Origin of the sequence: Streptomyces sp. P9-2B-2 (genome assembly GCF_030406865.1) — a bacterium.
GTDB lineage: Bacteria > Actinomycetota > Actinomycetes > Streptomycetales > Streptomycetaceae > Streptomyces > Streptomyces platensis.
The window spans coordinates 1,024,794-1,051,775 of sequence record NZ_CP129126.1 but is presented as its reverse complement, the minus strand read 5'-3'; the positions used below and the strand labels follow the sequence as shown (position 1 = coordinate 1,051,775).

General features: G+C 71.8%; 27 protein-coding genes. 10 read left to right on the top strand and 17 right to left on the bottom strand.

Features of this window, described 5'->3' with window-relative positions; genetic code table 11:
- Positions 1 to 40 precede the first annotated feature (40 nt).
- Positions 41 to 481: an SPW repeat protein gene (locus QT196_RS04700; protein WP_168477771.1), complete on the top strand. Its 441-nt coding sequence runs from the start codon at positions 41 to 43 to the stop codon at positions 479 to 481.
- Positions 482 to 644: 163 nt separating this feature from the next.
- Here the strand turns inward: QT196_RS04700 and QT196_RS04695 are convergent, their stop codons facing one another.
- Positions 645 to 947, bottom strand: coding sequence for a hypothetical protein (locus QT196_RS04695; protein WP_168477769.1), 303 nt, complete (start codon positions 945 to 947; stop codon positions 645 to 647).
- Between the two features lie 374 nt (positions 948 to 1,321).
- Between QT196_RS04695 and QT196_RS04690 the strand changes: the two genes are divergently transcribed.
- Both QT196_RS04690 and QT196_RS04685 read left to right on the top strand, forming a co-directional pair.
- The gene (locus QT196_RS04690) at positions 1,322 to 3,148 is read left to right on the top strand and encodes an alkyl sulfatase dimerization domain-containing protein (protein WP_290354391.1); all 1,827 of its coding nucleotides are present in this window, start codon (positions 1,322 to 1,324) and stop codon (positions 3,146 to 3,148) included.
- A 98-nt stretch (positions 3,149 to 3,246) separates the two neighbouring features.
- Entirely contained in the window at positions 3,247 to 5,280 is a 2,034-nt protein-coding gene (locus QT196_RS04685; protein ID WP_168477767.1) for an NB-ARC domain-containing protein, read from the top strand.
- Between the two features lie 18 nt (positions 5,281 to 5,298).
- On the opposite strand, the gene QT196_RS04680 is transcribed toward QT196_RS04685, so the two are convergent.
- The 5 genes from QT196_RS04680 to QT196_RS04660 all read right to left on the bottom strand — a co-directional run bounded on the left by QT196_RS04680 (position 5,299) and on the right by QT196_RS04660 (position 9,142).
- Complete coding sequence (locus QT196_RS04680) at positions 5,299 to 6,339, bottom strand: serine hydrolase domain-containing protein (RefSeq protein ID WP_290354390.1); 1,041 nt, start codon at positions 6,337 to 6,339, stop codon at positions 5,299 to 5,301.
- Complete coding sequence (locus QT196_RS04675) at positions 6,336 to 7,259, bottom strand: hypothetical protein (protein WP_290354389.1); 924 nt, start codon at positions 7,257 to 7,259, stop codon at positions 6,336 to 6,338. The genes QT196_RS04680 and QT196_RS04675 overlap by 4 nt, the downstream gene beginning before the upstream one ends.
- Positions 7,256 to 8,242, bottom strand: coding sequence for a hypothetical protein (locus QT196_RS04670; RefSeq protein WP_168477764.1), 987 nt, complete (start codon positions 8,240 to 8,242; stop codon positions 7,256 to 7,258). Before QT196_RS04670 ends, QT196_RS04675 begins: the two co-directional genes overlap by 4 nt.
- Positions 8,239 to 8,838: a hypothetical protein gene (locus tag QT196_RS04665; protein ID WP_248001024.1), complete on the bottom strand. Its 600-nt coding sequence runs from the start codon at positions 8,836 to 8,838 to the stop codon at positions 8,239 to 8,241. The genes QT196_RS04670 and QT196_RS04665 overlap by 4 nt, the downstream gene beginning before the upstream one ends.
- A 118-nt stretch (positions 8,839 to 8,956) precedes the next feature.
- Positions 8,957 to 9,142, bottom strand: coding sequence for a hypothetical protein (locus QT196_RS04660; RefSeq protein ID WP_168477763.1), 186 nt, complete (start codon positions 9,140 to 9,142; stop codon positions 8,957 to 8,959).
- A gap of 555 nt (positions 9,143 to 9,697) precedes the next feature.
- Here QT196_RS04660 and QT196_RS04655 point away from each other — a divergent pair.
- Together QT196_RS04655 and QT196_RS04650 are read left to right on the top strand one after the other, a co-directional pair.
- Entirely contained in the window at positions 9,698 to 10,345 is a 648-nt protein-coding gene (locus tag QT196_RS04655; RefSeq protein WP_290354388.1) for a hypothetical protein, read from the top strand.
- A 9-nt stretch (positions 10,346 to 10,354) separates the two neighbouring features.
- Positions 10,355 to 10,762, top strand: coding sequence for a TOBE domain-containing protein (locus QT196_RS04650; protein ID WP_168477760.1), 408 nt, complete (start codon positions 10,355 to 10,357; stop codon positions 10,760 to 10,762).
- Positions 10,763 to 10,813: 51 nt separating this feature from the next.
- Here QT196_RS04650 and QT196_RS04645 read toward each other — a convergent pair whose 3' ends face one another.
- A complete protein-coding gene (locus QT196_RS04645) occupies positions 10,814 to 11,575 on the bottom strand; it encodes a helix-turn-helix domain-containing protein (RefSeq protein ID WP_290354387.1) in 762 nt (253 codons plus the stop codon).
- Positions 11,576 to 11,886: 311 nt separating this feature from the next.
- Between QT196_RS04645 and QT196_RS04640 the strand changes: the two genes are divergently transcribed.
- Entirely contained in the window at positions 11,887 to 12,441 is a 555-nt protein-coding gene (locus QT196_RS04640; protein WP_266734760.1) for a molybdopterin-dependent oxidoreductase, read from the top strand.
- Between the two features lie 34 nt (positions 12,442 to 12,475).
- Here QT196_RS04640 and QT196_RS04635 read toward each other — a convergent pair whose 3' ends face one another.
- Positions 12,476 to 12,895, bottom strand: a complete 420-nt coding sequence (locus QT196_RS04635; protein ID WP_168477755.1) for a TOBE domain-containing protein — start codon at positions 12,893 to 12,895, stop codon at positions 12,476 to 12,478.
- A gap of 289 nt (positions 12,896 to 13,184) precedes the next feature.
- Between QT196_RS04635 and QT196_RS04630 the strand changes: the two genes are divergently transcribed.
- From QT196_RS04630 to QT196_RS04620, 3 genes are all read left to right on the top strand, one after another.
- Complete coding sequence (locus QT196_RS04630; RefSeq protein WP_042152434.1) at positions 13,185 to 13,580, top strand: helix-turn-helix transcriptional regulator; 396 nt, start codon at positions 13,185 to 13,187, stop codon at positions 13,578 to 13,580.
- Between the two features lie 148 nt (positions 13,581 to 13,728).
- Positions 13,729 to 14,532, top strand: coding sequence for a molybdate ABC transporter substrate-binding protein (modA, locus tag QT196_RS04625; RefSeq protein WP_290354386.1), 804 nt, complete (start codon positions 13,729 to 13,731; stop codon positions 14,530 to 14,532).
- A 90-nt stretch (positions 14,533 to 14,622) separates the two neighbouring features.
- Entirely contained in the window at positions 14,623 to 16,587 is a 1,965-nt protein-coding gene (locus QT196_RS04620; RefSeq protein WP_290354385.1) for an ABC transporter permease, read from the top strand.
- Positions 16,588 to 16,611: 24 nt separating this feature from the next.
- On the opposite strand, the gene QT196_RS04615 is transcribed toward QT196_RS04620, so the two are convergent.
- The 8 genes from QT196_RS04615 to QT196_RS04580 form a co-directional block, all read right to left on the bottom strand.
- Positions 16,612 to 17,058, bottom strand: a complete 447-nt coding sequence (locus tag QT196_RS04615; protein ID WP_168477752.1) for a nitroreductase family deazaflavin-dependent oxidoreductase — start codon at positions 17,056 to 17,058, stop codon at positions 16,612 to 16,614.
- Positions 17,059 to 17,516: 458 nt separating this feature from the next.
- A complete protein-coding gene (locus QT196_RS04610; RefSeq protein ID WP_266734769.1) occupies positions 17,517 to 18,971 on the bottom strand; it encodes a SulP family inorganic anion transporter in 1,455 nt (484 codons plus the stop codon).
- A gap of 17 nt (positions 18,972 to 18,988) precedes the next feature.
- A complete protein-coding gene (locus QT196_RS04605) occupies positions 18,989 to 19,591 on the bottom strand; it encodes a carbonic anhydrase (RefSeq protein ID WP_168477750.1) in 603 nt (200 codons plus the stop codon).
- A gap of 91 nt (positions 19,592 to 19,682) precedes the next feature.
- Complete coding sequence (locus QT196_RS04600) at positions 19,683 to 20,084, bottom strand: hypothetical protein (RefSeq protein ID WP_168477749.1); 402 nt, start codon at positions 20,082 to 20,084, stop codon at positions 19,683 to 19,685.
- A 161-nt stretch (positions 20,085 to 20,245) separates the two neighbouring features.
- Positions 20,246 to 21,556, bottom strand: a complete 1,311-nt coding sequence (locus QT196_RS04595; protein ID WP_290354384.1) for an MFS transporter — start codon at positions 21,554 to 21,556, stop codon at positions 20,246 to 20,248.
- 32 nt (positions 21,557 to 21,588) lie between these two features.
- Positions 21,589 to 22,104 (bottom strand): hypothetical protein, encoded by a 516-nt coding sequence (locus QT196_RS04590; protein ID WP_168477746.1) that lies wholly within the window; start codon positions 22,102 to 22,104, stop codon positions 21,589 to 21,591.
- Positions 22,105 to 22,156: 52 nt separating this feature from the next.
- Positions 22,157 to 23,395, bottom strand: coding sequence for a hypothetical protein (locus QT196_RS04585; protein WP_168477744.1), 1,239 nt, complete (start codon positions 23,393 to 23,395; stop codon positions 22,157 to 22,159).
- Between the two features lie 199 nt (positions 23,396 to 23,594).
- Positions 23,595 to 23,750, bottom strand: coding sequence for a hypothetical protein (locus tag QT196_RS04580; RefSeq protein ID WP_167536049.1), 156 nt, complete (start codon positions 23,748 to 23,750; stop codon positions 23,595 to 23,597).
- A 372-nt stretch (positions 23,751 to 24,122) separates the two neighbouring features.
- Between QT196_RS04580 and QT196_RS04575 the strand changes: the two genes are divergently transcribed.
- Positions 24,123 to 25,835: a hydrogenase maturation protein gene (locus tag QT196_RS04575; protein ID WP_168477742.1), complete on the top strand. Its 1,713-nt coding sequence runs from the start codon at positions 24,123 to 24,125 to the stop codon at positions 25,833 to 25,835.
- Between the two features lie 85 nt (positions 25,836 to 25,920).
- Here QT196_RS04575 and QT196_RS04570 read toward each other — a convergent pair whose 3' ends face one another.
- On the bottom strand, positions 25,921 to 26,448 hold the full coding sequence (locus tag QT196_RS04570) for a winged helix-turn-helix domain-containing protein (protein ID WP_248001023.1): 528 nt from the start codon (positions 26,446 to 26,448) through the stop codon (positions 25,921 to 25,923).
- Between the last annotated feature and the right edge of the window lie 534 nt (positions 26,449 to 26,982).

Here is a 26,982-nt window from a genome sequence, read left to right as displayed (position 1 = left end):
CGTGGAACGGCCGGACTTGCGAACGAAGGAGGCGAGTCGCATGGCCGACGTCTCACACCACAGGGGAGATCTCGCAGGTCACCCCGACGCTTCTGAGATGCAGGCACGGTATGACCGAGTGCTCGGCGGGCGGGATGTCGTACTCGTCGACGGCCCGGTGCTCCTGGTCGGCCTGTATTGCGCCGTCTCACCGTGGATTCTGCACTTCGCCGGCGCGCAGTCGGCGCTGATGGTGCACAACCTCATACTCGGTGTCGCGATCGCCCTGATGGCGGTCGGGTTCACCGTGGCCCCTGACCGGATGTACGGCCTGAGCGGCGCCATGTGCGCGATCGGCGTGTGGATGATCATCTCGCCGTGGATCGTCGGCAGCTCCCCGGACGCCGGCGTGATCTGGAACAACATCGTCATCGGTGCCCTGACCTTCCTGCTCGGTGCCATGTGTGTCGCCGCGGCGTCGAAGAGCCGCCGTGCCACCTGACCGCGCCCTCACGGGGGCGTGAAAAAGCCGCCGGCCGCTTGCCTCCCATGGGGGCAAGTGCCCGGCGGCTCACTTGTCGGGGCGTGGGCGTGGGCGTGGGTGCGGTGTGGGCGCGGCGTACGGTGTGCCGGCCGGTCCGGCTCCTCAGGGCCCGGCGGCGCTCCTAACGGTGCCGGTCGCGCCCGTACGCGGCGCGCTGCCCCAGCAGCCCGGCCAGCACCAGCCCGCTCGCGAGCAGCAGACCGTGGGCCAGCACGACACCGGCGGCGAGTATGCCCGCCGCGGCGGCCGGTGCCAGCCAGGCGAAGCGGTGGTGCGGACGGGGTCGGGCCGGCCCGCGTAAGGCCGGACGGTGACGGGGGCGGCGGGCGGCGCCGTGCCGGAACAGCTCGGTGAGCTCGCCGAAGGCGCGGTCGTCATGCGGGGACAGGGGTGTCCCTCCTCTCCCGGTCGTACGGACGGCCACGCCGTGGAGGCAGGGCGAAGGGCCGGGGCATCGTTCCGGTGAGCGCGCGACGTCAGGGCTGCCTGACCAAGGCGTCAAGGGCACAGTGCCGCCTGCGTTGTTGTGCCCTCTCGCGCCCTGCCCGTAACGCCGTTGAGCGGACCGGCCGGTGACGGCGGGCGGGCCGCGGACGAATGGGAGGCGGAGCTTGCAGCCAGGCCGCTTCGGTGCCGTCGGGGCCGCGCCGGATGGAAGGCGGCTGCTAGGCGGCGGCGGGGCGCCCGCGGCCGCGTCCCGGTGGGCGCCCGCACGCATGCGACAACCCGGCACATTGGGTTAAATCGGTGACATGGGTCTTCCGACTGTGGCCCGCCGCCCCGGAGAGGTAGCGCCCCGTGACCGCTGTACCCGTGGATGACCACGAAGACTTCGCCGACGCCGACCGTGGCTTCATCGCCGCGCTCGATCCGCCCCAGGTCACCGCGGACGACGGCCGGGTGATCTGGGACGCCGAGGCCTATGCCTTCCTGGCCGGGAACTGCCCCGACACCGCGCACGAGGGCCTGTGGCGGCAGGGCCGGCTGGTGAGCCGGCAGGGTCTGTACGAGGTCACCGACGGTATCTACCAGGCGCGTGGTCTGGACCTCTCCCATATGACGCTGGTCGAAGGCGACCACGGCGTCATCGTCATCGACCCGCTGCTCTCCACCGAGACCGCCGCCGCGGCCCTGGAGCTCTACCGCAAATACCGCGGCGACCGGCCCGTCACCGGCCTGATCTACACCCACTCGCACCGCGCGCACTTCGGCGGCGGCCGCGGCGTGCTGCCGCCCGGCCACCACCCCGTGCCGGTGCTCGCCCCGGCCGGCTTCCTGCAGCACGCGGTCAGCGAGGGCGTCTACGCCCGTACGGCGATGACCCGGCGCGCCGTCTACATGTACGGCTCGGAGCTCCCCAAGGGGCCGGACGGCCAGATCGGCTGCGGTCTGGGCGCCGCCCGCTCCAGCGGCACCACCACCCTCATCCCGCCGACCGTCGACATCACCCGCACCGGCCAGGAGGAGATCGTCGACGGTATCCGCCTCGTCTTCCAGCTCACCCCGGGCACCGAGGCACCCGCGGAGATGAACTTCTGCTTCCCGGCGCACCAGGCCCTCTGCCTGGCCGAGAACGTCACCCACACCATGCACAGCTTCCTGACGCTGCGCGGCGGTGCGGTCCGCGACGCCCGGGCCTGGTCCCACCACCTGGGCGAGGCGCTCGCCCTCTTCGGCGACGAGGCCGAGGTCGCCTTCGCCTCCCACCACTGGCCGACCTGGGGCAAGGACCGCGTCCGGACCCTGCTGGCCGACCAGCGCGACCTGTACGCCTATCTGCACGACCAGACGGTCCGGCTGCTCAACGAGGGGCTCTCCGGCGCCGAGATCGCCGAGGAGCTGCAGCTGCCGCCGGGCCTGGAGGAGGTCTGGTCCCACCACGGCTACTACGGCTCGCTCAGCGACAACGTCAAGGCGGTCTACCAGCGTTACCTGGGCTGGTTCGACGGCAACCCCGCCCATCTGTGGGAGCATCCGCCGGCCGAACAGGCCCGGCGCTACGTGGACACCATGGGCGGCGTCGAGGCCACGGTGGACGCGGGCAAGCGCTACGCCGCCGACGGCGATCTGCGGTTCGCCGCCACCCTCCTCAACCATGCCGTCTTCGCCGCCCCGAAGAACCTCCGCGCCCGCCGCGAACTGGCCCTCGTCTACGAACGGCTGGGCTACGGCTGCGAGAACGGCACGTGGCGCAACTTCTACCTCACCGGCGCCATGGAACTGCGCGGCAGCCTCGCCGAGGCCGCGCCGGACACCCTCCACCCCGACATCGCGATGGCCCTGCCCGTCGACCACCTCATCGACTCGCTCGCCATCCGTATCGACGGCCCCCGGGCCTGGTCCACCGCCCTCGCCCTCGACCTCTACCTCCCCGACGAGGACCGCACCTGGCAGCTGACGCTCTCCCACGGGGCCCTCACCTACGTCAGTGCGCCCGGCGTCCCCACCCCGTCCGAGGAACGCACCCCGGATCTCACCCTCACCCTCACCAAACCCCAGCTGCTCGGCCTGCTCACCGGCAAGGGACCGGGAGACGCCGCACAACACGGCGAGACGGGCGCACTGCACCAGTTCCTGGGCCTGCTCAGCACGCCGCATCCCACCTTCCCCGTCGTCACGCCCTGACGCAGAACGCGCCGTCCGGCCGGCCGCCGTCAACCTCGCGCCCCGGCCCGCTGCCCCTACGGGACCGCAGGACGCCGCGCCTGGGGCAAACTGGGCCGGTGGCGAGCAACATTCCCGAGGAGTCGACCAGCTTCGTCGGCCGGCAGGCCGAACTGCGGCGGATCGACAACGAGTTGACGGAACACCGGCTGATCACCCTGACCGGCCCCGGTGGTGTGGGCAAGACCCGGATCGCGATGCGGGCCGCGCGTGCGGCGGCGGCCCGGTTTCCGGACGGGGTCTGCTGGGCCGATCTGTGGCCCTTGCAGGGGGACGGACTGCTGGTGGCCAGCGTCTGCGATGCCGTCGGCCTGGCCGACCACACGGCCCGGACACCGGTGGCCGCGCTGTGCGAATGGCTCGCCGACAAGCGGCTGCTGCTGGTCCTGGACTCCTGCGAACACCTCGTCGACGCCAGCCGTGACCTGCTCGGGGATCTGCTGACCGCCGCCCCCGGCGTGACCGTGCTGGTCACCAGCAGACAGCCGCTGGACATCGTCGGCGAGTGGACCACCGAGATCGGCCCGCTGCCGTGCACCGGCGACAACGACGCGCTGGCCCTGTTCACCCAGCGGGCCGGCACCGCGGCCCCCGGACTGCGGCTCACCACCCCGCTGCACGCCCAGGCCGCCGCCGTCATCTGCCGCCGCCTCGAAGGCATCCCGCTGGCCCTCGAACTGGCCGGTGCCCAGCTGGCGCACAGCTCCGTCGAGCGCATCGCCGAGCGGCTCACCTCCCGCTTCGACACCCTCGACCCCGCCGACGGCCCGGTACGGCTGCCGCGGCACCGGACCCTGCGCTGCGCCATCGGCTGGAGCCATGAGCTGTGCGCACCGCTGGAACGGCTGCTGTGGGCCCGGCTGTCCGTCTTCCGCGGGACCTTCGACGAGGAATCCGCCAGCGCCGTGTGCGCCGGGGGACCGCTCACCGGACCGGAAGTACGCAGCACCCTGGCCGCCCTGGCCGCCAAGTCGGTGCTCACCCGCGAGGGCACCCGCTTCCGCATGCTCGACACCCTGCGTGAGTACGGCCGGATGTGGCTGGCCGAACTGGACGAGGTGACCGCCCTCGCCGACCGGCACGCCGCGCACTTCGCCGACTTCGGCCGCCGCGCCGAACTGGGCTGGCTGGGCCCCGAACAGGTCGGCTGGTACCGCCGGGTCGCCGACGCCCATGTCGACCTGTGCACCGCGCTGGACCACCTCCTGGTCACCGACCCGGAACGCGCCCAGCAGCTCAGCGCCTCGATCGGCCTCTTCTGGAGCTGCTGCGGCCATCTGCACGAGGCCCGTGAATACGTGGCCCGGGCCCTCGCCGCGCAGCCGGAGCCGAGCGCGGCCCGCACCCGGGCCCTGTGGGCGCTCGGCGTCGCCGTACTGCTCCAGGGCGATCTGGCGCTGGCCGACGCCCTGGGCCTGGAGTGCGCCCGCACGGCGCGGGTCTCCGACGACGCGGAGGCGGTACTGGCGGCCGGCTACCTCATCAGCCTCACCCATCTGATCGCCGGCCGCCCGATGTCCGCGCACACCGTCGCGGAACAGGTGCTGGGCCCGCCGCCCTACGACCCGTTCGACTCTCCCGGGCGGCTGCGCTGCCAGCTCGTACAGATCTTCGCGCTCACCGGACTGGGGGAACTCGCCCGGGCCCGTGCCGAGGCGACCGCACTGCGCCGCGGCTGTGTGGAGCGCGGCGAATACTGGACCCGCTCCTACACCGACTACCAGCTCTCGCTGATTTCGCTGCTCCAGGGCCGCCCCAAGGAATCGGCGGAGCACGCCCGCGCGATGCTCTCGGCCAAGCAGGGCATCGGTGACAAGTTCGGGATCGCGCTCGGTCTGGATCTGCTCGCGGCGGCGGTCGCGGCCCAGGGCGACGGTGCCGCGGCCGCCCGCGTCTACGGCAGCGGCCAGGCCATCTGGCGCACCGTCGGGCATCCGCAGCGCGGCACCCCGGAACTGCGCGCCGTACGCGAGGAGTGCGAGCAGCGGGCCCGCGCGGCGATCGGCGACCAGGCGTACGCGGAACTCTTCCACCGGGCCAGCGAGGAACGCCCCGGCACCTCGCTCGCCCGGATTCTGGCGGGCGACCTCTGACCGGTGGCGCTCCCCGCGTCAGGGCGTGGGGTCGGCGGCCAGCGCGTAGAGCAGCTCGTAGGCGGTGCTGATCATGTGGCAGGTACGGCCGCGGCGGGTGGCCAGCGCGACCAGGCCGGTCTGCGACGCCGGGTGGTAGCCGAGGAACGCCTGCTGGCCGAAGGTCGCCCCGACATGGAAGAGCAGCGGGCCGCGGGCGGCGGGGTGCTGATACCACGTCAGAGTATGGGTGTCGCGCTTCCGCAGGCCGCGGCGCAGCAGCGGCACCTGCACCTCGCGCAGCGGCCCGGCCAGCGGGGTGTCCTCGGGGGAGAGGTGCGCTTCGAGGTAGCTGAGCAGATCGCCGGGGGTGGCGCGGACCGAGCCGGCGGCGATGAAGGCTCCCATGTCGGCACTGCGCACCGGCGTCGCCCCGTTCGTCCGGTGGCCGATGGCGTCGGTGCCGGTGGTACCGGGGCCCAGCGTCGTGTCCGTGAGCTCCAGCGGTTTCAGTACCCGGTCGGTGAGCAGGGCGGGGTAGCCGGCGCCCGCGGCACGGGACATGGCCGGGCCGAGCAGTGCCAGCCCGAAGTTGGAGTACCGCCAGCGGGTGCCCGGCCGGTGCCGCGTCCGGGTCCGGGCGAAGGTGTGCAGCAGCTGCTCCGTGTCGTAGTGGGCATAGCCGTTGGCGTACGGGTGCACCAGCGCACCGGCGATCAGATCGGCGGGGATCCGCGGCAGTCCGGAGGTGTGGGTGGCCAGGTGCCGCAGGGTGATCCGGCGGGAGTTCGGATGCGGCAGCGGCAGCCCGGGCAGATGCGCGGCGAGCGGATCGTCCAGGGACAGCACACCGGACCGGGCCAGGTCGGCGAGCAGCAGCACGGTGAAGGTCTTGGACAGCGACCCCAGCTCGTAGCGCAGGGCATGCCGGGGGGTGGGCGGCGCCATGGCCGAACCGCCGGTCATCACGGTCCGCCGGCCGCGCCGGGTCACGGCCACCACGATGTCCGGGGCGTCGATCAGGGTGACCGCGTCCGCGAGACGGTCGGCGAGCCCGGGTCCGGGGCGCTCGGGGCTCATCCGACGGCGGCCAGGGCCCGGGACGTGGCCATCGCGGAGGCGAACGCGGCGACCAGGGTGGGGTGGTGGACCAGATCGAAGACCCGCGCCGCGTCGCCCTGCGGCATCCGGCGCTGGATGGGCATCGCACCGGTGGCGGACTGTGCGGCGGCGTAGCGCTCCCACAGCTCCGTGTCCAGGGTGGGCCGCGGCAGACAGGCGTCGACGACCAGGAGTTCGCCGAGCAGATCCCAGTGTTCGAGGTCCGCCCAGTCCTCCATCCACGCGGGCAGATACCGCGTCAGATAGTCGGCGATGGCCGGCGGGATGTGCTCGGGGGACTCGCCCCAGTTGGTGAGGTGGAAGACGGTGTGGGTGAGGTCGTAGGCGATGTGCAGCTGCACGGTCCACGGCTCCGCCAGCTGCCCCAGCCAGGTACGCGCCACCGCCTGGTCGAAGTCGCTGCTGAGCGGCAGGCCGAGCTTGCGTTCCGCGTTGAGCACGCCGAGCCGCCGGTTGGGCATCATCTCCAGCGCCGTCCAGGTGGTGGTGCGCCGGCACACCTCCAGCGCGGACTCCAGCCCCGGATGACGGTGGCCCAGTTCGTGGAAGGTCGCATAGACCTCCAGGGGCACCGGGGAGAGCGGCTCGTCGTGCTGGAGCCGGGCCAGTACGTTGCCGCCGTCCAGCAGCTCCCGCCAGGTGAAGTCCAGCAGCTTCCCGGCCCGCTCCTTCTGCCGGGAGCCGGCCACGCCCTCCCGGAACAGCACCTGCATATTGAGTGCCAGCTCCCCGATGGGCTTGAGCCGCTCGACGACCGCACCATTGTTGGCGAAGTCCTCAGGGGTCAGCCGGAAGTGCTCACGGTGGTCGTCGAGCCAGGTCAGGGCCCGGTCGCCGACACGGTGCAGCAGGGCGGGGGATGCGGCCGTCACGGTCACGGGGCAGTCTCGCTTTCGCAGGGGGTCCGCCCGCCCACCGCCGTCGCGTTCCCGGCCGGGGGACCGGCCTCGGCCTCGTCGGAGGCGATACGCGCGAGGGTGGCGGCGAACGCGGTCACCAGGGTGGAGTGGTAGCAGGCCGTGAACGCCTCGGCCCGGTCGCCCGTGGACGGTGCGGCACCCAGCTCGGGCACACTCCCGTCGGCCGCCTGGGCACCGGCCAGCCGCTGCCAGGCCGCCGCGTCGTAGGGAGCCGCGGGCAGACAGGCCGTCACGGCCAGCAACTCACCGACCAGGTCCCACAGTTGTTCCTCCAGCCAGTTCTCCAGCCAGGAGGGGACCCACAGCCGCAGGTAGTCGGCGAGCTCGGGGGACAGCCGCTGCCGGTTGCGCCCCCAGTCGGTGAGGTGGAAGACGTCATGGGTGATGCCGTACGCACCCTTGCGGTCCAGCGCCCAGGGCTCCGGCAGCCGCCCGAGGCCGGTCAGGGCGAGCACGGCACCGAAGTCGGCGTGCTGGCGCAGCCCGATCCGCCGTTCCGCGTTGAGCACGCCGAGCGTCCGGGTGTGGTCCTCGCGGGCCACCCGCCAGCCGCGCAGCCGCGTCGTGGTCCCCGTCAGTGCATCGGCGTCGGCATGGCGCAGCCCGGCCTGGGCGAAGACGCCGTAGAGCTCCACCGGATAAGTGGCGAACGGCTCACCGCGGATCAGCTCGGCGAACAGCTCACCGTCGCGGGTCTCGTTCCAGGCGAACGCGAAGAGACCGCGGGCCGTCCGACGGATGTCGTCCCGCGGGTGCAGCGCTCCGATCAGCTGAGTGAGTTCGGCCAGCTCACCCAGGGGTTTGAGGGTCAGATTGGGATCGGCGTCCGTGGTCACGTTCGAGGGCAGGCGGAAGAACGGGCGTGCCTCGTCCAGCCACCCCAGGCTGTCGCGGACCATCCGGTCCAACAGCCCGGGGTCGCCGCCCCGGTCCCCGGTCACCAACCCCGTCCGTAGAAACGCTGGGCGGCCGCGACATGCAGCGCCACCCGGGGGTCACCGCCACCCATATGGCGGACGAACGCCAGCCCGCTGTCGAGCCCCAGGCTCTGCGGGGCCTCGGGCAGCCGTGCCAGCCAGCGGCCCAGACCGGCCGCCTGAAGCCAGTCCCGGCGGCGGACCGCCCGGACGAAGCCGCGGGCCAGATCGTCGGTACGGGTGGCCAGCCGCTCGGTGAGACCGGGCGCCAGCCCGGGCAGCGCGAGCGCGGCAACCTGGGACACCCGGTGCGAAAGCTTGGGCCAAGGATCGTGGTCGACCCAGCCGGCGGCGGCCTCGGGCGGCGACGGCCAGTGCTGTGCGCTTCCCGGGAGAAACGCATGCGAGGCCTCGACCAGGCCCCGGTAGCTCCACACCGAGACCTCCGAGGCATCCGCTCCCGGCGGATAGGCCGCCAGCGCCTGCCGGATCACCGCTTCGTCGTCCGCGCCCACGGGCGTGCCGACCTGGTCCATCGCGTACGGCGCGAGCGCGTCGGCGCCGAGCACCCGGATGGCGGCCGGAGTCAGCGCATCGCTCTGCCGAAGAATGCCGGACAACGCATAAGGGTCGCCCTCACCCCGCAGGGCGAGGGCGACCCCGGTTGCGGCATCGGCAATCACAGCGCTCAGCGGGACTGCTCCCTGCGTCTGTTCAGCCAACGCTTTCCCCTCAGCCTTAGCGAATGTCAGTCTTGGGCCGGGGGGTGGGGGGCGAGATCAGGAGCAGCGCGGCCAGCAGCAGCGCACCTCCACACTCGCGGGTATCGCGGAAAACACCGTCGGCCTCGGCGGGTTCAAGCAGTCCCTCGACCTCGGCGGCCAGGGTGGCCGTCTCGACCGGCGCTGTGCGATCCGTAACCATGCGATCAACTCCTTCGACGAATGGGATACCAGATTCACATCGCCATAATTCGGGCGCAAGAGGAGAAATGGTGCAAATCATAATCTTTCGGGTTGGTGTGATGGGTGTTCAGTGAGCCCCACGCGCGCCAACTCCCTTGATCCACAGGGCAGATGGCTGCCCATCGGGCTCGGCAGGCGGGGGTATGGCGCGCCTGCACCAAGTGTGCGGAAGACCCGCTGATGGCGGATAGCACTGCTCTGTTCGGATGTCCTCCCGCGACACGGATGGCCCCCTAGGGGAGGCGCCGGGACAGGCCCGGGGTGGGGCCCGGGTGACGGAAGCGGGGTCGCCCCCTCGCTCCGGTTGCCGGACATGAGCCGTCCTTCGAGGGACGTGAGCTACGTCTGACGCAGGCTGCCTTCCCCCCGCACGGGGGACCCGGCCCGGTCCTGCGAGGGATGCCCCGGGCCACGGGCAGCAGCGATCTTGGGAGAGCGCAGGAAGTGACCGCCCCCGGATCGGGCGGAAGCACACGCACCCCGCATCGCCCCGCGCGAGGACGAGGAGATTCCCATGCCCGCTCGCACCATCCTCACCAAGCTGCACGGCCGGACGGTGCCGGGCGTGCCCCGCTGGGCAACGCGGACCGCCTTTGCCATCACCCTGCTCGCACTGCCCTCCTGCGTCTGGCGCATCGCCGCCATCAACCTCAACGCACCGCTGCTGGACCACGGCGCGACGGCCCCACCTGGTCCGGAGCCCTTCGACGGCGAGTGGTGGTACCTCATCGGCCTCAGTGTGTTCAGCGAGGCGTTGGCGTTCCTGGCGGTCGGGCTGGTCGCCCGGTGGGGCGAGGTGTGGCCGCGCTGGATCCCTGTCCTGCGCGGGCGCCGGGTGCCGGTCCTGGCGGCCGTCGTCCCCGCCGGCCTCGGCTCGGTGGCGTTGCTGGTCTTTCCCTACGCCATGGTGATGTCCGCCCTCGGCCTGAAGATCACCGGCGAACCCGAGGGGATAGCCGTCCACGGCTGGCAGCTCGTCGCCTTCTGGATCGCGTATCTGCCGCTCACCGCCTGGAGCCCGCTGCTCGGCCTCCTGACGGTGCACTACTACCGGCGCCGCCGCTCCGCCCCGGGCGGACAGGCGGATGTCGCGACAAGGCCGCCCCTGCGCCCGATCACCCGGCGCGCGGGTACTGACGGGCCGTCCCGGCCGCTGCCCTAGAGTGCGGGGGTGCCGACGTACAGCATTGGTCAGGCAGCGGGGCTGCTGGGTGTGAGTTCAGAGACGGTCCGCCGCTGGGCCGACGGCGGTCAGCTGCGGATGGAGCGGGACGGGGCCGGCAACCGTGTGCTCGACGGGGTGAGCCTGGCGGCGTTCGCCAAGGAGCGCGCCGCGGGCCTGCATCCGGTGCCCGGTGAGGTGCTGACCTCCGTGCGGAACGCGTTCGCGGGGATCGTCACCCGGGTGACCCTCGACGATGTGATCGCCCAGGTCGAGATCCAGTCCGGACCGCACCGGGTGGTGTCCGTGGTCAGCCGGGAGGCGGTCGAGGATCTGGGGATCGAGGTCGGGGTGACCGCCACCGCCCGGGTGAAGTCCACCCATGTACATATCGACCTGACGGACAACCGGCGCTGAGCCGCCCGCCTGTGCGCCGACCGGGCGCCCTTAGCCCACACGCGCAACCGCTCAGCGGCAGAGCAGCGCCGCCTGAAGATCCAGCTTGTGCTCCAGCCGGGACAGGTCGCGGCCGGTGAGCGACTCGATGCGCTGGATGCGGTAGTGCACCGAGTTCACATGCAGCTGGAGTGCCGCGGCCGTCCGTGACCAGGACCCGTGATGCGCGAGGAAGACCTCCAGCGTCTCCAGCAGCATCCGGTGCGAGCCGTCGCGCGCCACGGGCCCCAGCACCCGGCTCCTGAAGGCCGTACGGACCTCCTCGGGAACCCCGGCGAGCAGAGCGGCCAGGGTGCTGAGGTCCTCGACAGCGGTCACCCGGGCCGTGTCCGGGGCCTTCGCGCGCGCCGCCGCCAGCGCGTAACGCGCCTGCCTCAGCGCGGAGTTGAGGCCCTCTGGGGTGCGCACCGGGCCGCTGACCCCGGCGTGCAGCGGTATCTGCGGCCGCTCGGCATGCAGCGCCGGCCACAGCTCGGCGAGCGACCGCCGCGGCTCGGTGTCGGGCTCCGCCGGGACAATGGCGACCGCCTCACCGCTGGGGAGCCGCCCGGTCGCCCCCGGCTCACCGGGGGAGTGCCGTAGCGCCTCCGCCAGCGCACTCGCCGCCTGGCCGCTCTCCTCGTCGCCGACCGTCGTGGCGACCACGACCCGGTACGGACCGGAAGCGGGCAGCCGGCAGGCGCGCAGCGCGGCATCGAGCGCCGCGCCATCGGCCGGGTGGGCCGCGGCGAGCGCCACGAGCGAGTCGGGCTGGAGGAGGTCGGGGACGTGCATGTGCGGGCTCCTTGGGCGGCTGCCGGGCAGGAGCCCGGCACCTCACATTCACCAGGCAAAAGCGAGTTCCCACATGGTAAATGCCAGAAGATCAGGGTCATAGTCCCGGCCCAGCTCGCCCCGTCCCTACGGCCCGTCCCGTCCCCACGGCCTGTCCCCTCCCGCCCTGGATATGCCGCCCCCAAACCCCATCTTGCCTCACGCCAGCGAGCCAAAAGCGCACAAGAGGCTCGCATCCGTGGTTCAGGGAGGCGTCAGTCGGGCATCACTGGGACGCAGCCGTCGCGTGGATCGCCTCAAGGAGGTCTCGAATGAGCCGACCCGGCCCGCCGTCCCGCACCACTGCCGTACGCCCGCACCCCGGGGACGCCCTCCCCGCCGGGCACCGGCGCTTTCTGATCCGCGGTCAGCTGCGGCGTCCGCTCGCGCTGACCGTCGCGGATCTGCGGGAGCGGTGGCCGCAGCGGCGGGCCGAGGTGGTCTTCGACTGCGCCACGAACGGGCCGCAGCACCACACCTTCGAGGGGCCGCTGCTGCGGGAGGTCATCGACGCGGCGGGCCCCGCCTTCGATGCCCGGCGGCGCAAGGACCGCTCCCGCTATCTGCTGGCCGTCACGGGCGGGGACGGGCATCACGCGGTGCTGTCCTGGGCGGAACTCGACGCGGACTTCGGCGATGCGCCGGTCCTGCTGGCCACGGCCATGGACGGGCGGGCCCTCGACGCGGCGGGCAGCCAGCTGGTGGTGCCCTCCGACCGCTGCGGCGCGCGCTATATCAGTGCCCTGACCGGCATTTGGTTCGGGACCTGCGCCCCGCCCGAGCCGGTGCCCGAGCTGTCCTCCGGTGCTCTGGTGGACAGCTCCTGACCTCCCGTCACCGCAGGCTTCGGGGGTGCCGGGCTCAGGAGGCGGCGAGTGCGATCTCGGTCGACTTGATCAGTGCGATGACCTCGGAGCCGGCGGTCAGGCCGAGGTCCTCGGCCGCTTCCCTGGTGATGGCCGCGGTCAGTTCGCCGCCCGCGACGGCCACCTTGACGCCGGCCATCGCGCCGCCGGTGGCCACCTCGGTGACGGTGCCGGGGATCTGGTTGCGGATGCTGAGACCCTCGACCGTGCCGGTGGCGAGCGCGACCTCGGTGGACTTGATCAGCGTGCGCACCGCGGAACCCGCCTCGATGCCCAGGTCCCGCACCGCCTCCAGAGTGATGGCGGCGGTGATCTCCTGGCCGCGTGTCAGCCGGACCTTGACGGTCGCCATGACCTCGCCGGGGGTGACGGAGGCGACGGTGCCGGGAATCTGGTTACGGATGCTCAGGCTCATGGACATGCCTCACCGGGGGAGTGGGAAGGTGAACGTAGCGGGGCAGATACGGGCGTAACTCCCGCTCCGGTCCGCACTGTAGTCACGGGGCGCGTGGCCGCCGGGATGCCTTGCGGCGCCGGACGGGTGTCCGTAGGCGTCGGCCGGAACGGAGCAAGGTGAGCCCTCGGACCGGTGGGCCGGGGTCGGCTGCCGGGCCTCGTTCTTTCCTCCAAGGTGGCTGGCATTTGCTATAGAGCTTCGCCTTATTGGTTGCAGATGCGAGCTGATGTTGCCTATCTTGTCGCACATGCAGTCCTATACGATCGGCCAGGCGGCGCGGCTGCTGGGCGTCAGCCCCGACACCGCGCGCCGCTGGGCGGACGCCGGCAAGGTCGCGACCCATCGCGACGACGGCGGCCGCCGCCTCATCGACGGCCGTGATCTGGCCGCCTTCTCCATCGAGGTGGCGCAGAACGGCACGGGTGAGGACGACGCCTCGTACACCTCCGCGCGCAACGCCTTCCCGGGCATCGTCACCGCCGTCACCCTCGGCGATGTCGCCGCCCAGGTCGAGATCCAGGCCGGTCCGCACCGGCTGGTCTCCCTGCTGACCCGGGAAGCGGTGGAGGAACTGGGCCTGGAGGTCGGCATGCAGGCCACCGCCCGCGTGAAGTCCACCAGTGTGCACATCGACCGCACCTGACAGACCGCGGTAGCACCACAGCCGAACCGCGACCACCGTCCCCCACCGGCCGGCTGCCTCATCCCAGCGGCGTCGCCCGTCCACGGCGCGGCTTTTCCCATCCGCTAGGACGACCCCCGTCGTCCTGGGTTCCAAGGAGTCCCGCCTCATGTCCCAGCTCTTCACGCCGCGCCGCGCCACCGCCGCGCTCGTCACCGCCGCCCTGCTCTTCCCCCTCACCGCCTGCGGTGGCAACGACGACGGCACCAAGGACAAGGACGCCGAGAAGTCCGGCAGCTCCGCCCCCAAGGCGGATCTCACCGTGCTCGCCGCGTCCTCGCTGACCGATGTCTTCAAGAAGGCCGGTGCGGTGTACGAGAAGGAGCACGCCGGGACCAAGGTGAACTTCTCGTTCGCCGGGTCCCAGGAGCTGGCCGCCCAGGTCCGGGAGGGTGCCCCGGCCGACGCCGTGGTCACCGCCGACACCAAGACCATGGACGGCATCAAGGTGGACGTCGGCAAGCCCACCGTCATCGCCAAGAACCGCCTGGTCATCGTCACCGGTGAGGGCAACCCCAAGAAGATCGAAAACCTCAAGGACCTCGGCAACAGCAAGCTGAAGGTCGTCCTCGCCGCGCCCCAGGTGCCGGTCGGCCGCTACAGCCAGCAGGTCCTGGACGCGCAGAAGCTGCACGTCAAGCCGGTCTCCCAGGAGCCCAACGTGCGGGCGGTGCTCAGCAAGGTCGAGCTCGGCGAGGCCGACGCCGGGCTGGTCTACAGGACGGACGCCGCCACCGCCCCGAAGAAGGTCGATGCCGTCGACATCCCCGACGCGCAGAACGCCGTCGCCTCCTATCCGGCCGCGACCCTGAAGGCGTCCCAGCACGCCGCGGCCGCGGCCGCGTTCGTGAAGTGGCTGAGCACGCCCGAGGCGCAGCAGATCCTTCAGCAGGCGGGTTTCCAGAAGCCGTAATCCGGCCGGACGCGCACGGGACTGCCCAACTCGGGGGAGAGGACAGCCCGTGCGTGCGCCGCCCGGCCCGCCCCGAGCCGAGGAACCCCGATGAGACGCACCCCGCCCGCGGCAGGCAGGTTTCGCGCGCCCGGCACCCGCACCCCCGTCGTGCTGGCCGTGCCCGCGCTGGTCGCCGTCGCCTTTCTGCTGCTGCCGCTCCTCGGCATCCTCGCCCGCACCAACTGGAGCGACCTCGGCACCCACCTCACCAGCCCGGGTGTCCTCGAAGCGCTCCGGCTGTCGCTGCTGGTGTCCTTCTGGGCGCTCGGGCTCGCACTGCTGCTGGGCGTTCCGCTGGCCTGGCTGCTGGCACGGGTCAGCTTCCGCGGCAAGGCGCTGGTCCGCTCGCTGGTGCTGCTGCCGATGGTGCTGCCGCCGACCGTCGGCGGCGTCGCGCTGCTCCTCGGCTTCGGCCGCCGTGGCCTGCTCGGCCCCTGGCTGGAGGACGCCTTCGGCATCGTGCTGCCGTTCCACACCTCCGGTGCGGTGGTCGCGGCCACCTTCGTCGCGATGCCGTTCCTCGTCATCAGCCTGGAGGGCACGCTCGCCGGACTCCGCCCGAGTTACGAGGAGACCGCGGCCTCCCTCGGGGCCTCTCCCGTACGGGTCTTCTGCACCGTCACCCTCCCCATGGTCGCCCCCGGCCTCGCCGCCGGCGCCGCGCTGACCTGGGCCCGTGCGCTCGGCGAATTCGGCGCGACGATCACCTTCGCCGGGAATCTGCCCGGCACCACCCAGACCCTGCCGCTCCAGGTCTATCTGCTGCTCCAGGACTCCCCGGAGGCCGCCACCTCGGTCTCGTTGCTGCTGCTGGTCATCGCGATGGCCGTGCTGATCTGTCTGCGCGGGCGCTGGACCGGCGCCACCAGCACCGACCGGGCGGCCCGCCGGGTACGCGCCGCCGACGACACCGGCGCCCCGGCCCCGCCCGAGGCGGCCGCCGAGGAGCCCGTCCCACCGTCAGCGGCGCACCGGGAACGCTGGCCGCTGCACGCCGAGGTCACCGGCTTCAACCGGCTGACGCTCGACGCCGACCCGGGCACCACCATCGCCGTCGTCGGCCCCAACGGCGCCGGCAAGACCACCCTGCTGCGCGCCCTGCTCGGCCTCACCCCGCGCGCCCGCGCCGCGCTCCGCCTCGGCGACACGGACGTCACCGCGCTGCCCCCGCACCGCCGCGGCGTCGCCTGGGTCCCGCAGGACGGTGCGCTCTTCCCGCATCTGAACGCCCTGCACAACACCGCTTACGGGCTGCGCGCCCACGGCATCCCGCGCGGTGACGCCCGCCGCACGGCACAGCAGTGGCTGGACCGGCTCGGCGTCGGCCACCTCGCGCACCGCAAGCCCGCCCAGCTCTCCGGCGGACAGGCCCAACGCGTCGCCCTGGCACGGGCGTTGGCCGCCCGCCCCCGGCTGCTGCTGCTCGACGAGCCGCTCGCGGCGCTCGACCAGACCACCCGCGCCCGGGTCCGGCACACCCTGCGCAGCCATCTCGCGGAATTCGGCGGTGTCTGTCTGATCGTCACGCACGACCCGGTCGAGGCGGTCTCCCTCGCCGACCGGGTCCTCGTCCTCGACGACGGGCGGGCCCTCCAGGACGCCCCGCCCGCCGAGGTCACCCGGCACCCGCGCTCGCCCTGGGTGGCCCGGATGCTCGGCCGTAACGCCTGGCCGGGCACCGTCACCGGCGACGCCCTCGCCCTCACCGACGGCGGCCGGCTGGTCATCGCCGACCCGCTCCCCGACGGTGCCCGAGCGCTGGCGATCATCGCGCCCGAGGCCGTGTCCGTACACCTCGACCGGCCCACGGGCAGCCCCCGCAACGTCTGGCCGGGCACCGTCCGCGAACTCACCTCCGCGGGCAGCCGGCTGCGGGTCCTGATCACCTCGCCCGAGGCGCCCGACCTGGTGGCCGAGATCACCCCCTCGGCGGCACTGGAACTCGGCCTGGCCGACGGTGTGTCCGTATGGACCAGCGTCAAGGCCACCGAGGTCTCCCTGGTGACCCTGTGACCCGGTGAGCGTGCAGGTGGCAGGTCAGTGCGCCGTGGCCGCCGGTTCCAGTACGAACACCGGGATCTGCCGGTCGGTCTTCTTCTGGTAGTCGTCGTAATCGGGGTACGCCTCGACGGCGCGCCCCCACCACAGCGCCTTCTCCGTCCCGGTGACCTCACGGGCCGTCATGTCCTGGCGCACCGGCCCGTCCTGGAGCTCCACCCGCGGATCGGCCACGACATTGTGGTACCAGACGGGGTGCCGGGGCGAACCGCCCATGGAGGCCACCACCGCATACGCCCCCTCATGCTCCACCCGCATCAGCGGGCTCTTGCGGATCTTGCCGCTCCTGGCGCCCCGGGTGGTGAGGACGACGACCGGCATCCCGCGCAACGTCGTGCCTTCCCTGCCGCCGGAGCTCTCGTACAGCTCGACCTGATCGCGTACCCACTGCGCCGGGCTCGGCTCGTACTCACCCTGAAGAGGCATGCGGTCCGTCCCCTCTCGTAGACAACGTGACATCGCTCGCGGCCGGGGGCGTCGGCGCCGCCCGGCACGGTCCTGACGATCGCTCAACAACCGCGGCGGGCGCAATCTTCCCCGGCTCCGCCGTCGTGTCCGCGCGAGCCCCGGTGTGCCGCTCGCGCGGTCTTCCGTACGTGTGCCGTGCCAACTTCACCGGTGTACATGTGCCCTGGGGGGCCTGGGCGACGGCCGGTCTCGTCGCGACCGGTGTCCTCGGATGTCTGAAAGTAGCCCTCAGCGCCAAGGTGCTCGCCCTCGCGCTCGCCCTCGAAGCGCTCATTCTGCCGGCGGCACGCCGCCGGCCACCGGCGGCTGCCCCGGGACGCCTCATCGGCGGGTGCGGGAGCAGCCGGACCGGTGGCCGGCGGCGCATGTGGTCAAGGCTGCCCGCCCGCCGGTCGGCGGTGTGGGCAGGCCGGTGGTCAGGACACCAGTTCCACCTCGCGGGCGCTCCGGCGGTGCTGCTCGGTCCAGTTGTTGAGGGCGGCCTCGCAGGCGTGGTCGAGGTGGCGCAGGCCGGTCAGGTCGAGCTCCACGTCCCGGTCAGCGGGCAGCGATTCGAGCTGGTCGAGGATCTTCGGCAGCCGCAGGAACGTGGCGTTACCGACGGCCCGCACCTGCACCGGCTCCGTCGTGTCCTCCGGCGTCTGGATCTCCAGGTGGACATGGGAGGTTTCCCAGGCCGTCTTGGCGACGGCCATCAGCAGACCGATGAGCACGCCCTCGAACATATTGACCGTCACGATCGCGACCGCGGTGACCAGCAGGACGACCGCCTCGCCGCGGTGCTCGCGCCACAGCGGACCCAGCGCACGCACCGGGATGAGCTTGCAGCCCGCATGCACCAGGACGCCCGCCAGCGCGGCCACCGGTACGACACCCAGTGCGGCCGGGAACGCCGCGGCGAACACCAGCAGCCAGACACCGTGCAGCACCCGCGAGGCCTTCGTCTTCGCGCCCGCCTGCACATTGGCGGCGCTACGGACGATGACGGCGGTCATCGGCAGGGCGCCCAGGACACCGCAGACGGCGTTGCCCGCACCCTGGGCCATCAGCTCCTTGTCGTAGTCGGTCTTCGGACCGTCGTGCAGCCGGTCGACCGCGGCCGCGCTGAACAGGGACTCGGCGGACGCGATCAGCGCGAAGGCGAGGACCGTGCCGAGCACACCGAAGCTGCCGAGCCGGCCGAGGTCGTCCAGGCCGGGCGGCTGGATCGCGTCCAGCAGCCCGCTGACCTGGACCCGGGCGACGGGCATATCCAGCGCCCAGACCGCGGTCGTGGCGAGCGCCACCGCGGCCAGCGGTGCGGGCAGGACCCGTGCGGCCGGCCGCCAGCGCGGCCACAGCACCAGGACGGCGATGGTGCCGGCACCGATGGCGAGCGCGGCCAGCGCGTCCGGCGACCCCACGGTGGAGGTGACCAGGCCGGGGAACCCGCCGATGTTGGCGAGTCCGCTGCCCGGCGCCTTGGCGTCCGTGAGGGCGTAGAGCTGCCCGGCGATCAGGACCAGGCCGATACCGGCCAGCATGCCCTGGACCACGGCGACCGAGATCGCCCGGAACCAGCGCCCCAACTTCAGTGCGCCCATGGCCAGTTGGAGCACACCGGCGGCCAGTACCAGCGCGCCGAGCGTGCCGAGGCCGTACTCCTTGACGGCTTCGAAGACCAGCACCGTCAGACCGGCGGCGGGCCCGCTGACCTGGAGGCTGCTACCGGGGAGCAGACCCGTGAGCAGACCGCCGACGATTCCGGTGACCAGGCCCAGTTCGGCCGGGACGCCGGAGGCGACCGCCACCCCGACACACAGCGGGACGGCCACGAGAAAGACGACGAGGGAGGCGGTGAAGTCCGCCCGGAAGGAGGTGAAACGCTTCATGAGATCCGTCCCCGCCATCAGAGGGGGAGGAACAGGTCGGAGGCCGGGTGATGCGCGGCCACCATGCCGGTGTGCACTTCGTAGAACCAGCCGTGCAGATTGACCTCTCCGGCGGCCAGCCGCTCCTGCACACAGGGGTAGTCGCGCAGCCGGTTGACCTGTTGGCGCACATGCTGCTGGACCGCGGCGGCGACCGTCGGTTCCTCGTCGCTGGGCAGTTCGTCGGACAGCGCCTGTGCCAGCCAGTCCCGTACGGCCGGAGCGCCGGTCAGGTCCTCGCCGCGGGCCTTGGCGCCGACCGCGCCGCAGTGCGAGTGACCGCAGACCACGATGTCGGCCACGCGGAGCACCCGCATCGCGTACTCGATGGTCGCGGCCTCCGCGCAGGCCGCCATGTCGTCCTGGTACACGGGCACGGCGTTGCCGGCGGTCCGGAGCTCGAAGAGTTCACCGGGCTGCGCGCCGGTGATCAGGGACGGTACGACCCGGGAGTCGGAGCAGGTGATGAACAGGGCGAGGGGCGACTGGCCGGCCGCGAGGCGGCCGTACGTCTCTTGTTCGTCGCGGCCCTCGGCGATACGGGCCATCAGGCCCCGGGCATGCTGGATGAAGGTCTCCACGAGGAGGTCTCCTGCTGATGAGGGTTGCCACTGTGGGGTGGTGGCGGGAAAGTACGAGGCGCGGCTGGTGGGGCAGGCCACCACGGCGCCCTCAGCAGCGGAAGACGCAGTGGAGAAGCGGGATTTCGGCTGGTCTGGATGCGGCCTTGGTGGTGCTGCCGGCCGTGGGGTGACCCGATGCCGGGAGGGTGTGCGGCGCCGCGATGCCGCTGAGCGGCGGCAGCGGACGGCCGGTGTGGTGCGGGACGCCGGCGGCGGTCCGGACGGTGCGCCGGGGCTGGCCGCGCTCGGCCGCGCGCTTGGACTTTTCCTCGGTGGTGTCGTAGCTCGGCTTGACGGCCGGCAGGGCGCTCGCGGAATGCGAGGCGGGCGCTCCGGAGAACGTCGCCCGGTCCATGTCGGGATCCGCCGTGCTGCCCAGCAGGAAGGTCAGGATCACCATGAGGGCGAGCAGCGGCGTGCGGAACCGACGCAGCACCGTTGTGCCCTGCATGCAGGTGTCCTTCCGCATCGTTGCCCCCCGTGGCTCGTTCACACGGTCACCCTGCCTCTACAGTGCAGCATTTAGGTTTCCGGCGTGATAACGAGAAATGACGCCAAGTTTCAAGATGTCCCGAATCTCGATTCGGGCACATCTGTGTGACGAACGGACGTTCATTCAGGTTCCCGCTCCGCGGGGGAAGTTGCCGGAACGCAGTCGGTGTGCCCAGGCCGGCGGACCGCCCACGCGACCACGGGCACGACCGCCAGCGCGAGCACCGCACCCGCCAGCGTCAGGGTCGGATAGCCGCCCAGGACGACGACCAGACCCGAGGACATGCCCCCGGCCGCGCCCGCGAGCGCGATACCGACATCCACCAGCCCCTGGGCCGACGCGCGACGGGCGGGCGGCAGCGCGTCGGTGACGATGGCGGTGCCGCTGACCAGCCCGAAGTTCCAGCCGAGGCCGAGCAGTACGAGTGCCGTGGCGAGCGCGGGAACGGAGTGCGGCGAGGCCACGGCGGCCAGGATCCCGGCGGCGGCCAGGGTCAGACCGGAGGCACCGGCGATCCACAGCCGGCCGATGCGGTCGACCAGCAGCCCGGTGAGCGGGGAGGGCAGGAACATCGCCCCGACGTGCAGGGCGATGACCAGCCCGGCCGCCTGGGTGTCATGGCCGTGCGCCTTCATATGGACCGGCGTCATCGTCATGATCGCGATCATCACGAGCTGAGTGAGGATCATGACCGTGGTGCCGATGACCACCTCGCGCCGTCGCGGCTGCGCGTCCGGCTGGTCGCCGGTGTCCTCGGCGGAGCGCTCGCCGGACTCCGCGGCCTGAGCCGCCGCCAACTTCTCGGCCAGCCGCAGCGGATCGGGCCGCAGCAGCGCGGCCAGGGCCACCGACGCCGACCCGAACGCGGCGACGGCCAGCAGGAACGGCCCGGCGAGACGGGGGATGCCCCAGGAGTACGCGACCTCTCCCGTGAAGGTCACCAGGTTGGGGCCGACCACAGCGCCGAGCGTGGTGGCGAACAGCACCATGCTCACCGCCCGGCCGCGCCGCTCGGGCGAGGCCAGATCCGCCCCGGCGTAGCGCGCCATCAGGTTCGTTGCGGTGCCCGCCCCATAGACCAGCAGGGACGCGAACAGCAGCAGGGCACTGCCGACGGTGGCCGCCACGACGACTCCGAGGCTGCCGAGCGCCCCGACGGCGTACCCGAGCGCCAGCCCGGGGCGGCGGCCGTATCGCCGGCAGAGCTGGCCGATGCCGAGGGCACCCAGCGCGGCCCCGGCGGTGAACAGCGCACTGGGCACCCCGGCCAGCCCGGTCGAGCCGAGCATCTCCTCGGCGAGCAGCGCTCCGACGGTGATTCCGGCGGCGAGGCCCGCGCCGCTGAGGATCTGCGAGAACACCAGGACGGACAGAATCCGCCGCTGTTCGGGTATTTCGTGGCCGACCGTGCTGTCGTTCCGGTCCGTCATGATTCCTCTCGGTTCCCGCAGGGTGCGGGAGGCTAGGGGGTCGCTGCCATCGGTTCGAGTGCCGCGATGGCCGCGAGCGACAGGCCCATCTGCTCGTGGAGGAAGCGCACGATCGTCCAGTGCGGCAGTGCACCCTCGTCGAACGGGCCGAACTCCTGGCAGTACAGCGGAATCCAGCGCAGGGCCTCTTCGAGGGCCTGCTCGCGGCCCGGCTCCTGCTGGTAGTCCTCATAGGCGATGCTGCGGTGCTCGATGAAGAACTGCCCCGGCAGCCGTTCCTCACACAGCGCCCGGTATTCGCGGGTCTGCAGGATGAGGTAGTGCCAGATTTCGTCGATGTCCTGCTCGACCGGCAGGAAGAGACCACTGAGCCGGTCGTGGTGGCGGGAGACGAGATAGAGATAGCGCAGACACTCGGTGACCTGGCGCTCCACGAACTCCCGCGGCGCGGCGGTCTTCTCGTCGAAATACGTCAGCACTTCGGCGTGCAGCGCCGCACCGAGCAGTTCCTTGAGGTCATCGGCGGATATCCGCGGCTGGCTGGTCATGCTTCTCCTGTCCGAGGGGCGCGGACGTCCGGGAACGCGGACGTCCGGTGGGTCAGCTGCCGGTGGTGAGCCAGGCGTACTTTCCTGACTTCCCGATGGGGAGGTGCGTGCGGTGGGCGAGCCGGCAGCGCCGCCCGGTCAGTTCGCCGACGCCCTGTTCCAGGGCCGAGGCCTGCGGGAGTTCGACGGGCGCGCCGTGGAAGGTCGTGTACACCAGCTGCGCTTCGGCATCGCCGGTCAGCTGCAACTGGTACAGGAAGATGTCCGGGGACGTCTCACCGATGCACCGGTCGAGGTCGCCCTGGGCGACCGGCCCGTGCGGAGTGCTGAGCAATTCCTTTTCCCGGCCGCAGAATTGGGCGATCTTTCCCGGATCGGGCGAACCGTCCAGGGTCCGTACGCAGTCGCCGGAGCGGTAGCGGATCAGCGGCATATAGGGATTGCGCACGCTCGACACGATGAGCTGGTGGATGGTGCTTCCGGTGGCGACCGGCTGGAGCTCGACGCTCATCTTGTCGAGGTGCGGCCAGTAGGTGCCGCGGCGGTCGCTGTAGTAGAGGTATCCGAGTTCGGTGCTGCCGAAGAGGTCGATGACCGGGCAGTCGAAGTGCTGGTGCAGAAAGCGCCGGACGTTCTCCGGGGTGTATTCGTAGGCGTGGATGATGCTCGCGGGCGGCGGGAAGTCGTCCCACAGCCCCCATTCGCCGACCTTTCGCACCAGATGCGCCAGGTGATAGCCGGAGCAGTCGAGGTGGTACCAGCCGCGCGGATGCGCCTGCCGGGCGGCCTGGATCTCGGCGAGCATCCGCACCACCTCGTCCCGCTCCCACAGCGCCGGGTCCAGCCGCAGATTGACGTAGCAGGTGCGCTCGTCGAGCCGGCGGTCATCGAGGGAGGGGACCGGATCCGGCGTGGTGCCGCGCCGGGTGGCATTGACCCGGGCCACATGTTCCGTCGCCAGCACCGTGGTCAGGGAAACCCGTCGGCAGCCGGCTTCCCAGGTCTCGGCGATATCGGGGTGCTCGCTCCAGAGCTGGTAGTAGGAGCGCAGCAGGAAATACGGGGGCCGGATGATCTGCATCCGGGCGTGGTGGGTGCCGGTGGAGAGGACGAACTCCGCCTCTCCGGACTCCAGCGCCGCGGCCAGCCGGGGCGTCATCCAGTTGTCGGGAAAGCCGCGCGCGATCTCCGGCTTGTCGAGTAGGGGGAAGTAGCCCTTCGCCAGCGACTCACGGTAGATCGGTATGTCGCGGATCTGCTCGATGACCTCGGCGGTCGGCTGACCATCCATGGAAATCCTCGTCGTTGCTCGGGATGCGGTGCACACGGGGAATTCGGGGCCGAGGGACTGTCTTCAAACTCCCGTCTGCCTGGCCCTACGGGCGAACGACGGGACTTTGAAGACAGTCCCTAGGCCCGGGAGCGGGCGGGCGGCGGCAGGGTTGCTCACCGCCGCCGGACCACTCCCGGGCTTCTGGGTGGCGCGAGGGTCAGGAGATACAGCCGGCCTTGGGCGCGGCGCTGATGCAGCCCGCCTTCGGGGCGGCGCTGATGCAGCCGTTCTTCGCCGCCTGCTGAGCGGAGTTGGCGGCGATCCAGTTCTGCCAGACGTTGTCCTGGGCCATCTTCTTGATGAGCTGCTCCATGGGAACCTCCGAGAAAGAGTGCGGAAGGCGGACGACGGGCACACGGCGCTGACCTGCGCCGATGCCACACAATGAAAGTAAAAGTATGACCAAGCGGATGTCAATTAAAGGCAATGTTCTGGGCGGCGGTTGGGTGACTGGTGCGCCAACTTTGGCGGGATCCTGACGAGATGATCACTGACCGAACTAGTTGATGACCTGTCAGCTGACGGCCGTGCCACTGCGCCGGCGCCGCGGTGGTCCCGGCGCCGCATTGCGCCGCACGGCGGCCGTCGATCGGGTGACCCGTAGCGCGGCTCCGGAGCCCGGCGGCCACCGGTGCGGGACGATCCAGCCGTCCGCCCATCGGTCCCAGCTCCAGGGGAGTCTGCTGTGCGCATTCTGCTCATCGCCGGCGCGTTCAACAGTCTGACGCAGCGCGTGTACGCCGAGCTCGGTGACCATGGACACCAGGTGAGCGTGGAGCTGGTGACACGGGACACACCGCTCCCCGAGGTCGTCCGCCGCCATGCGCCGGAGCTGATCGTGGCGCCGATGCTCAAGACGGCCATCCCCCGGGAGGTGTGGTCCACCCACACCTGTCTGATCGTGCACCCCGGGCCGGTCGGTGACCGGGGCCCCTCCTCCGTGGACTGGGCGGTGCATCTGGGCGCGGACCGGTGGGGCGTCACGGTGCTTCAGGCCAACGACGAGATGGACGGCGGCGACATCTGGGCCGCGGCGAGCTGCCCCGTTCCCGGCGTGGGCAAGAGCGACCTCTACCGCAACGAGATCGCCGATGCCGCGGTCGAGGCGGTCCTGGCGGCCGTCGCCCGTGTGGCGTCCGGAACCCACCGCCCGCAACCACAGGCCGCGCTGTCCGACGCCGCGAAACCCGGCCGCCCCCGGCCCCCGTTCCGCCAGGACCAGCGCCGGATCGACTGGCGCTCCGACCCCACCGACACCGTCCTACGCAAGCTGCGCGCCGCCGACTCCCGGCCCGGCGTACGGGACGAACTGCTCGGCGCCACCTGGCATTTGCACGGTGGCCACCCGGAGGACACCCTGACCGGCCCGCCGGGCGAGCTGCTCGCCACCCGATGTGGCGCGATCTGCCGGGCGACGGCCGACGGCGCGGTATGGATTCCGGAGCTGCGGCCGCCCCGTACGCCGGGGGAGCCCGGCACCCTCAAACTGCCCGCCACCCTGGCGCTGGGCGACCGCCTGCCGCCGCTCCCCGAGGTCCCGGCCCCCCTCGAAGACCCCGGCGACGGCCTCCGGACCTGGACCGACATCCGCTACCGCGAGGACGGCCCCACCGGCTTCCTGGAGTTCTCCTTCCCCGGCGGTGCGATGAGCACCGACCACTGCCGGCGGCTGCTCGCCGCCTACCGCCACGCCTGCGCCCGGCCGACCTCCGTGCTGGTCCTCGGCGGCCGCCGGGACTTCTTCTCCAACGGCATCCATCTGCAGGTCATCGAGGCCGCCGCCGACCCCGCCGAGGAGTCCTGGGCCAATATCAACGCCATGGACGATCTGGTGCACGCCGTCCTGACCACCACCGACCGGCTGGTGGTCGCCGCGCTCGGCGGCAATGCCGCGGCCGGCGGGGCGATGCTGGCCCTCGCCGCCGACGAGGTGTGGTGCCGCGCGGCCGTGGTGCTCAACCCCCACTACCGGCTGATGGGGCTCTACGGCTCCGAATACTGGACCTACACCCTGCCGGGCCGGGCGGGTCCCGAGGTGGCCGGGCAGCTCACCGGCCGCGCTCTGCCGATCACCGCCGCGACCGGAGCGCGGCTCGGCCTGGTGGACCGGATCCTCGACTGCCCCGCGCAGGACTTCGCCGCGCAGACCGCGGGGCTCGCCGCCCGGCTGGCCTCGGCGTCGTCGACGCAGGCCCGTATCGCCGCGAAGAAGGCCGACCGGGAACGCGACGAGGCCCACCGTCCGCTCGCCGTCTATCGGGAGCTCGAACTGGCGCAGATGCACCGCATCTTCTTCGATCCGGACCAGCCGTATCACGCCCTGCGCCGGGCCTTCGTCCGCAAGGAACCCGCGGCGGCGGCCCCCTCGCACCTCGGCTCCGCACCTGCCGCGACCTGAGGACGCGCGGCAGCGGGCCGGTGACCGACCGATGTGGGCCGGTCACCGGCCCGCTGCCGGGCGAGCGTCCGTCGCGGTTACCGGCCTACGGGACGGGCTGGTACTTGTATCCGATCCCGAACACCGTGCTGATGGAGTCGCGCAGGCCGGGGCCCAGGCGTCGGCGCAGGCGGGCGATGTGGACATCGACGGTGCGGTTGCTGGACTGGCAGCTGGGCCAGACGGCGGCCATCAGCTGCTCCCGGGTGAAGGCGCGCCGGGGATGCAGCACGAGATGGGCCAGCAGGTCGAATTCCAGGCGTGGCAGATCGAGTTGGCGGCCCCTGACAAAGACGGTCCGGGCCGCGGTGTCGATCCGGACCGGCTCCGGACGCGGCGGGCCGGCCGGTGGTTCCCCGGCCGGTTCCGTGCGCGGGGGCGCCAGGATGATGTGGACCTCGTCCGACGGCAGCCGGTGCACCGATACGGGTTCCAGGTCGTGCAGGGTCAATTGCCACTTGCCGTCAGGAAGCCGGTCGACCGCCAGGGGTGGCCCTTCGCCGGGCCCGGCTGTGGGCGGCCGGCCGAAGTCGGCGTCCGGTCGCAACGCAAGCGGGGTCGTCGAGGAGTTCATTAACATGATCTGGGCCCATTCCTCTTGCAAAGCAGGCGTGTACGGACAGACATGGCGTTGCTCGACGTGCAGGGGCGCTGAGGTGCTGCCGCAGTGTGCACGGCGCGGTCCGGTGTGCGGCGGGTGGCGACCCAGGCACTTGTGGTGCAGGTCCGCCCATCGGGGTCGATCGCTCCGTTCGCGCCGCAAGAACGCTCGCGCCCATGCCCGTAGCCAGCCATGACGTGGTGTGAAGTCACGGCCTCCGGTCCGGATGAACGCTACATGTGATCGCGCGCTTCCGGAAAGTAGCATCCGCTAATTCGGTTGCTCTTGAGCCGAATTTGTGATGCGCGGTCCCAACGCGGTTGACGGCCCGGCGGGTTGGGGTCGGGGGTGCTGCTCCGTTCAACAAGTGGACGGTCCCTGCGGGGGTGTGGGTGGGACCGGCCGAGGGCTCGCCCTCCGGGGCGTCGCGGCCGCCGCCACCCCCTCCGGCTCGCGTGTGCGTGCAGCCATGGAAGTCGGGGATACGGAGGGGTAATCGGCGACGAT

What these genes read in the sequence shown, in the direction of transcription:
- QT196_RS04700 (WP_168477771.1), top strand. Translation starts at nt 41, where the DNA reads ATGGCCGACGTCTCACACCACAGGGGAGATCTCGCAGGTCACCCCGAC.
- QT196_RS04680 (WP_290354390.1), bottom strand. Translation starts at nt 6,339, where the DNA reads ATGAGCCCCGAGCGCCCCGGACCCGGGCTCGCCGACCGTCTCGCGGAC.
- QT196_RS04660 (WP_168477763.1), bottom strand. Translation starts at nt 9,142, where the DNA reads ATGGTTACGGATCGCACAGCGCCGGTCGAGACGGCCACCCTGGCCGCC.
- QT196_RS04655 (WP_290354388.1), top strand. Translation starts at nt 9,698, where the DNA reads ATGCCCGCTCGCACCATCCTCACCAAGCTGCACGGCCGGACGGTGCCG.
- QT196_RS04645 (WP_290354387.1), bottom strand. Translation starts at nt 11,575, where the DNA reads ATGCACGTCCCCGACCTCCTCCAGCCCGACTCGCTCGTGGCGCTCGCC.
- QT196_RS04640 (WP_266734760.1), top strand. Translation starts at nt 11,887, where the DNA reads ATGAGCCGACCCGGCCCGCCGTCCCGCACCACTGCCGTACGCCCGCAC.
- QT196_RS04635 (WP_168477755.1), bottom strand. Translation starts at nt 12,895, where the DNA reads ATGAGCCTGAGCATCCGTAACCAGATTCCCGGCACCGTCGCCTCCGTC.
- QT196_RS04630 (WP_042152434.1), top strand. Translation starts at nt 13,185, where the DNA reads ATGCAGTCCTATACGATCGGCCAGGCGGCGCGGCTGCTGGGCGTCAGC.
- modA (WP_290354386.1), top strand. Translation starts at nt 13,729, where the DNA reads ATGTCCCAGCTCTTCACGCCGCGCCGCGCCACCGCCGCGCTCGTCACC.
- QT196_RS04620 (WP_290354385.1), top strand. Translation starts at nt 14,623, where the DNA reads ATGAGACGCACCCCGCCCGCGGCAGGCAGGTTTCGCGCGCCCGGCACC.
- QT196_RS04615 (WP_168477752.1), bottom strand. Translation starts at nt 17,058, where the DNA reads ATGCCTCTTCAGGGTGAGTACGAGCCGAGCCCGGCGCAGTGGGTACGC.
- QT196_RS04610 (WP_266734769.1), bottom strand. Translation starts at nt 18,971, where the DNA reads ATGAAGCGTTTCACCTCCTTCCGGGCGGACTTCACCGCCTCCCTCGTC.
- QT196_RS04600 (WP_168477749.1), bottom strand. Translation starts at nt 20,084, where the DNA reads ATGCAGGGCACAACGGTGCTGCGTCGGTTCCGCACGCCGCTGCTCGCC.
- QT196_RS04595 (WP_290354384.1), bottom strand. Translation starts at nt 21,556, where the DNA reads ATGACGGACCGGAACGACAGCACGGTCGGCCACGAAATACCCGAACAG.
- QT196_RS04590 (WP_168477746.1), bottom strand. Translation starts at nt 22,104, where the DNA reads ATGACCAGCCAGCCGCGGATATCCGCCGATGACCTCAAGGAACTGCTC.
- QT196_RS04585 (WP_168477744.1), bottom strand. Translation starts at nt 23,395, where the DNA reads ATGGATGGTCAGCCGACCGCCGAGGTCATCGAGCAGATCCGCGACATA.
- QT196_RS04580 (WP_167536049.1), bottom strand. Translation starts at nt 23,750, where the DNA reads ATGGAGCAGCTCATCAAGAAGATGGCCCAGGACAACGTCTGGCAGAAC.
- QT196_RS04570 (WP_248001023.1), bottom strand. Translation starts at nt 26,448, where the DNA reads ATGAACTCCTCGACGACCCCGCTTGCGTTGCGACCGGACGCCGACTTC.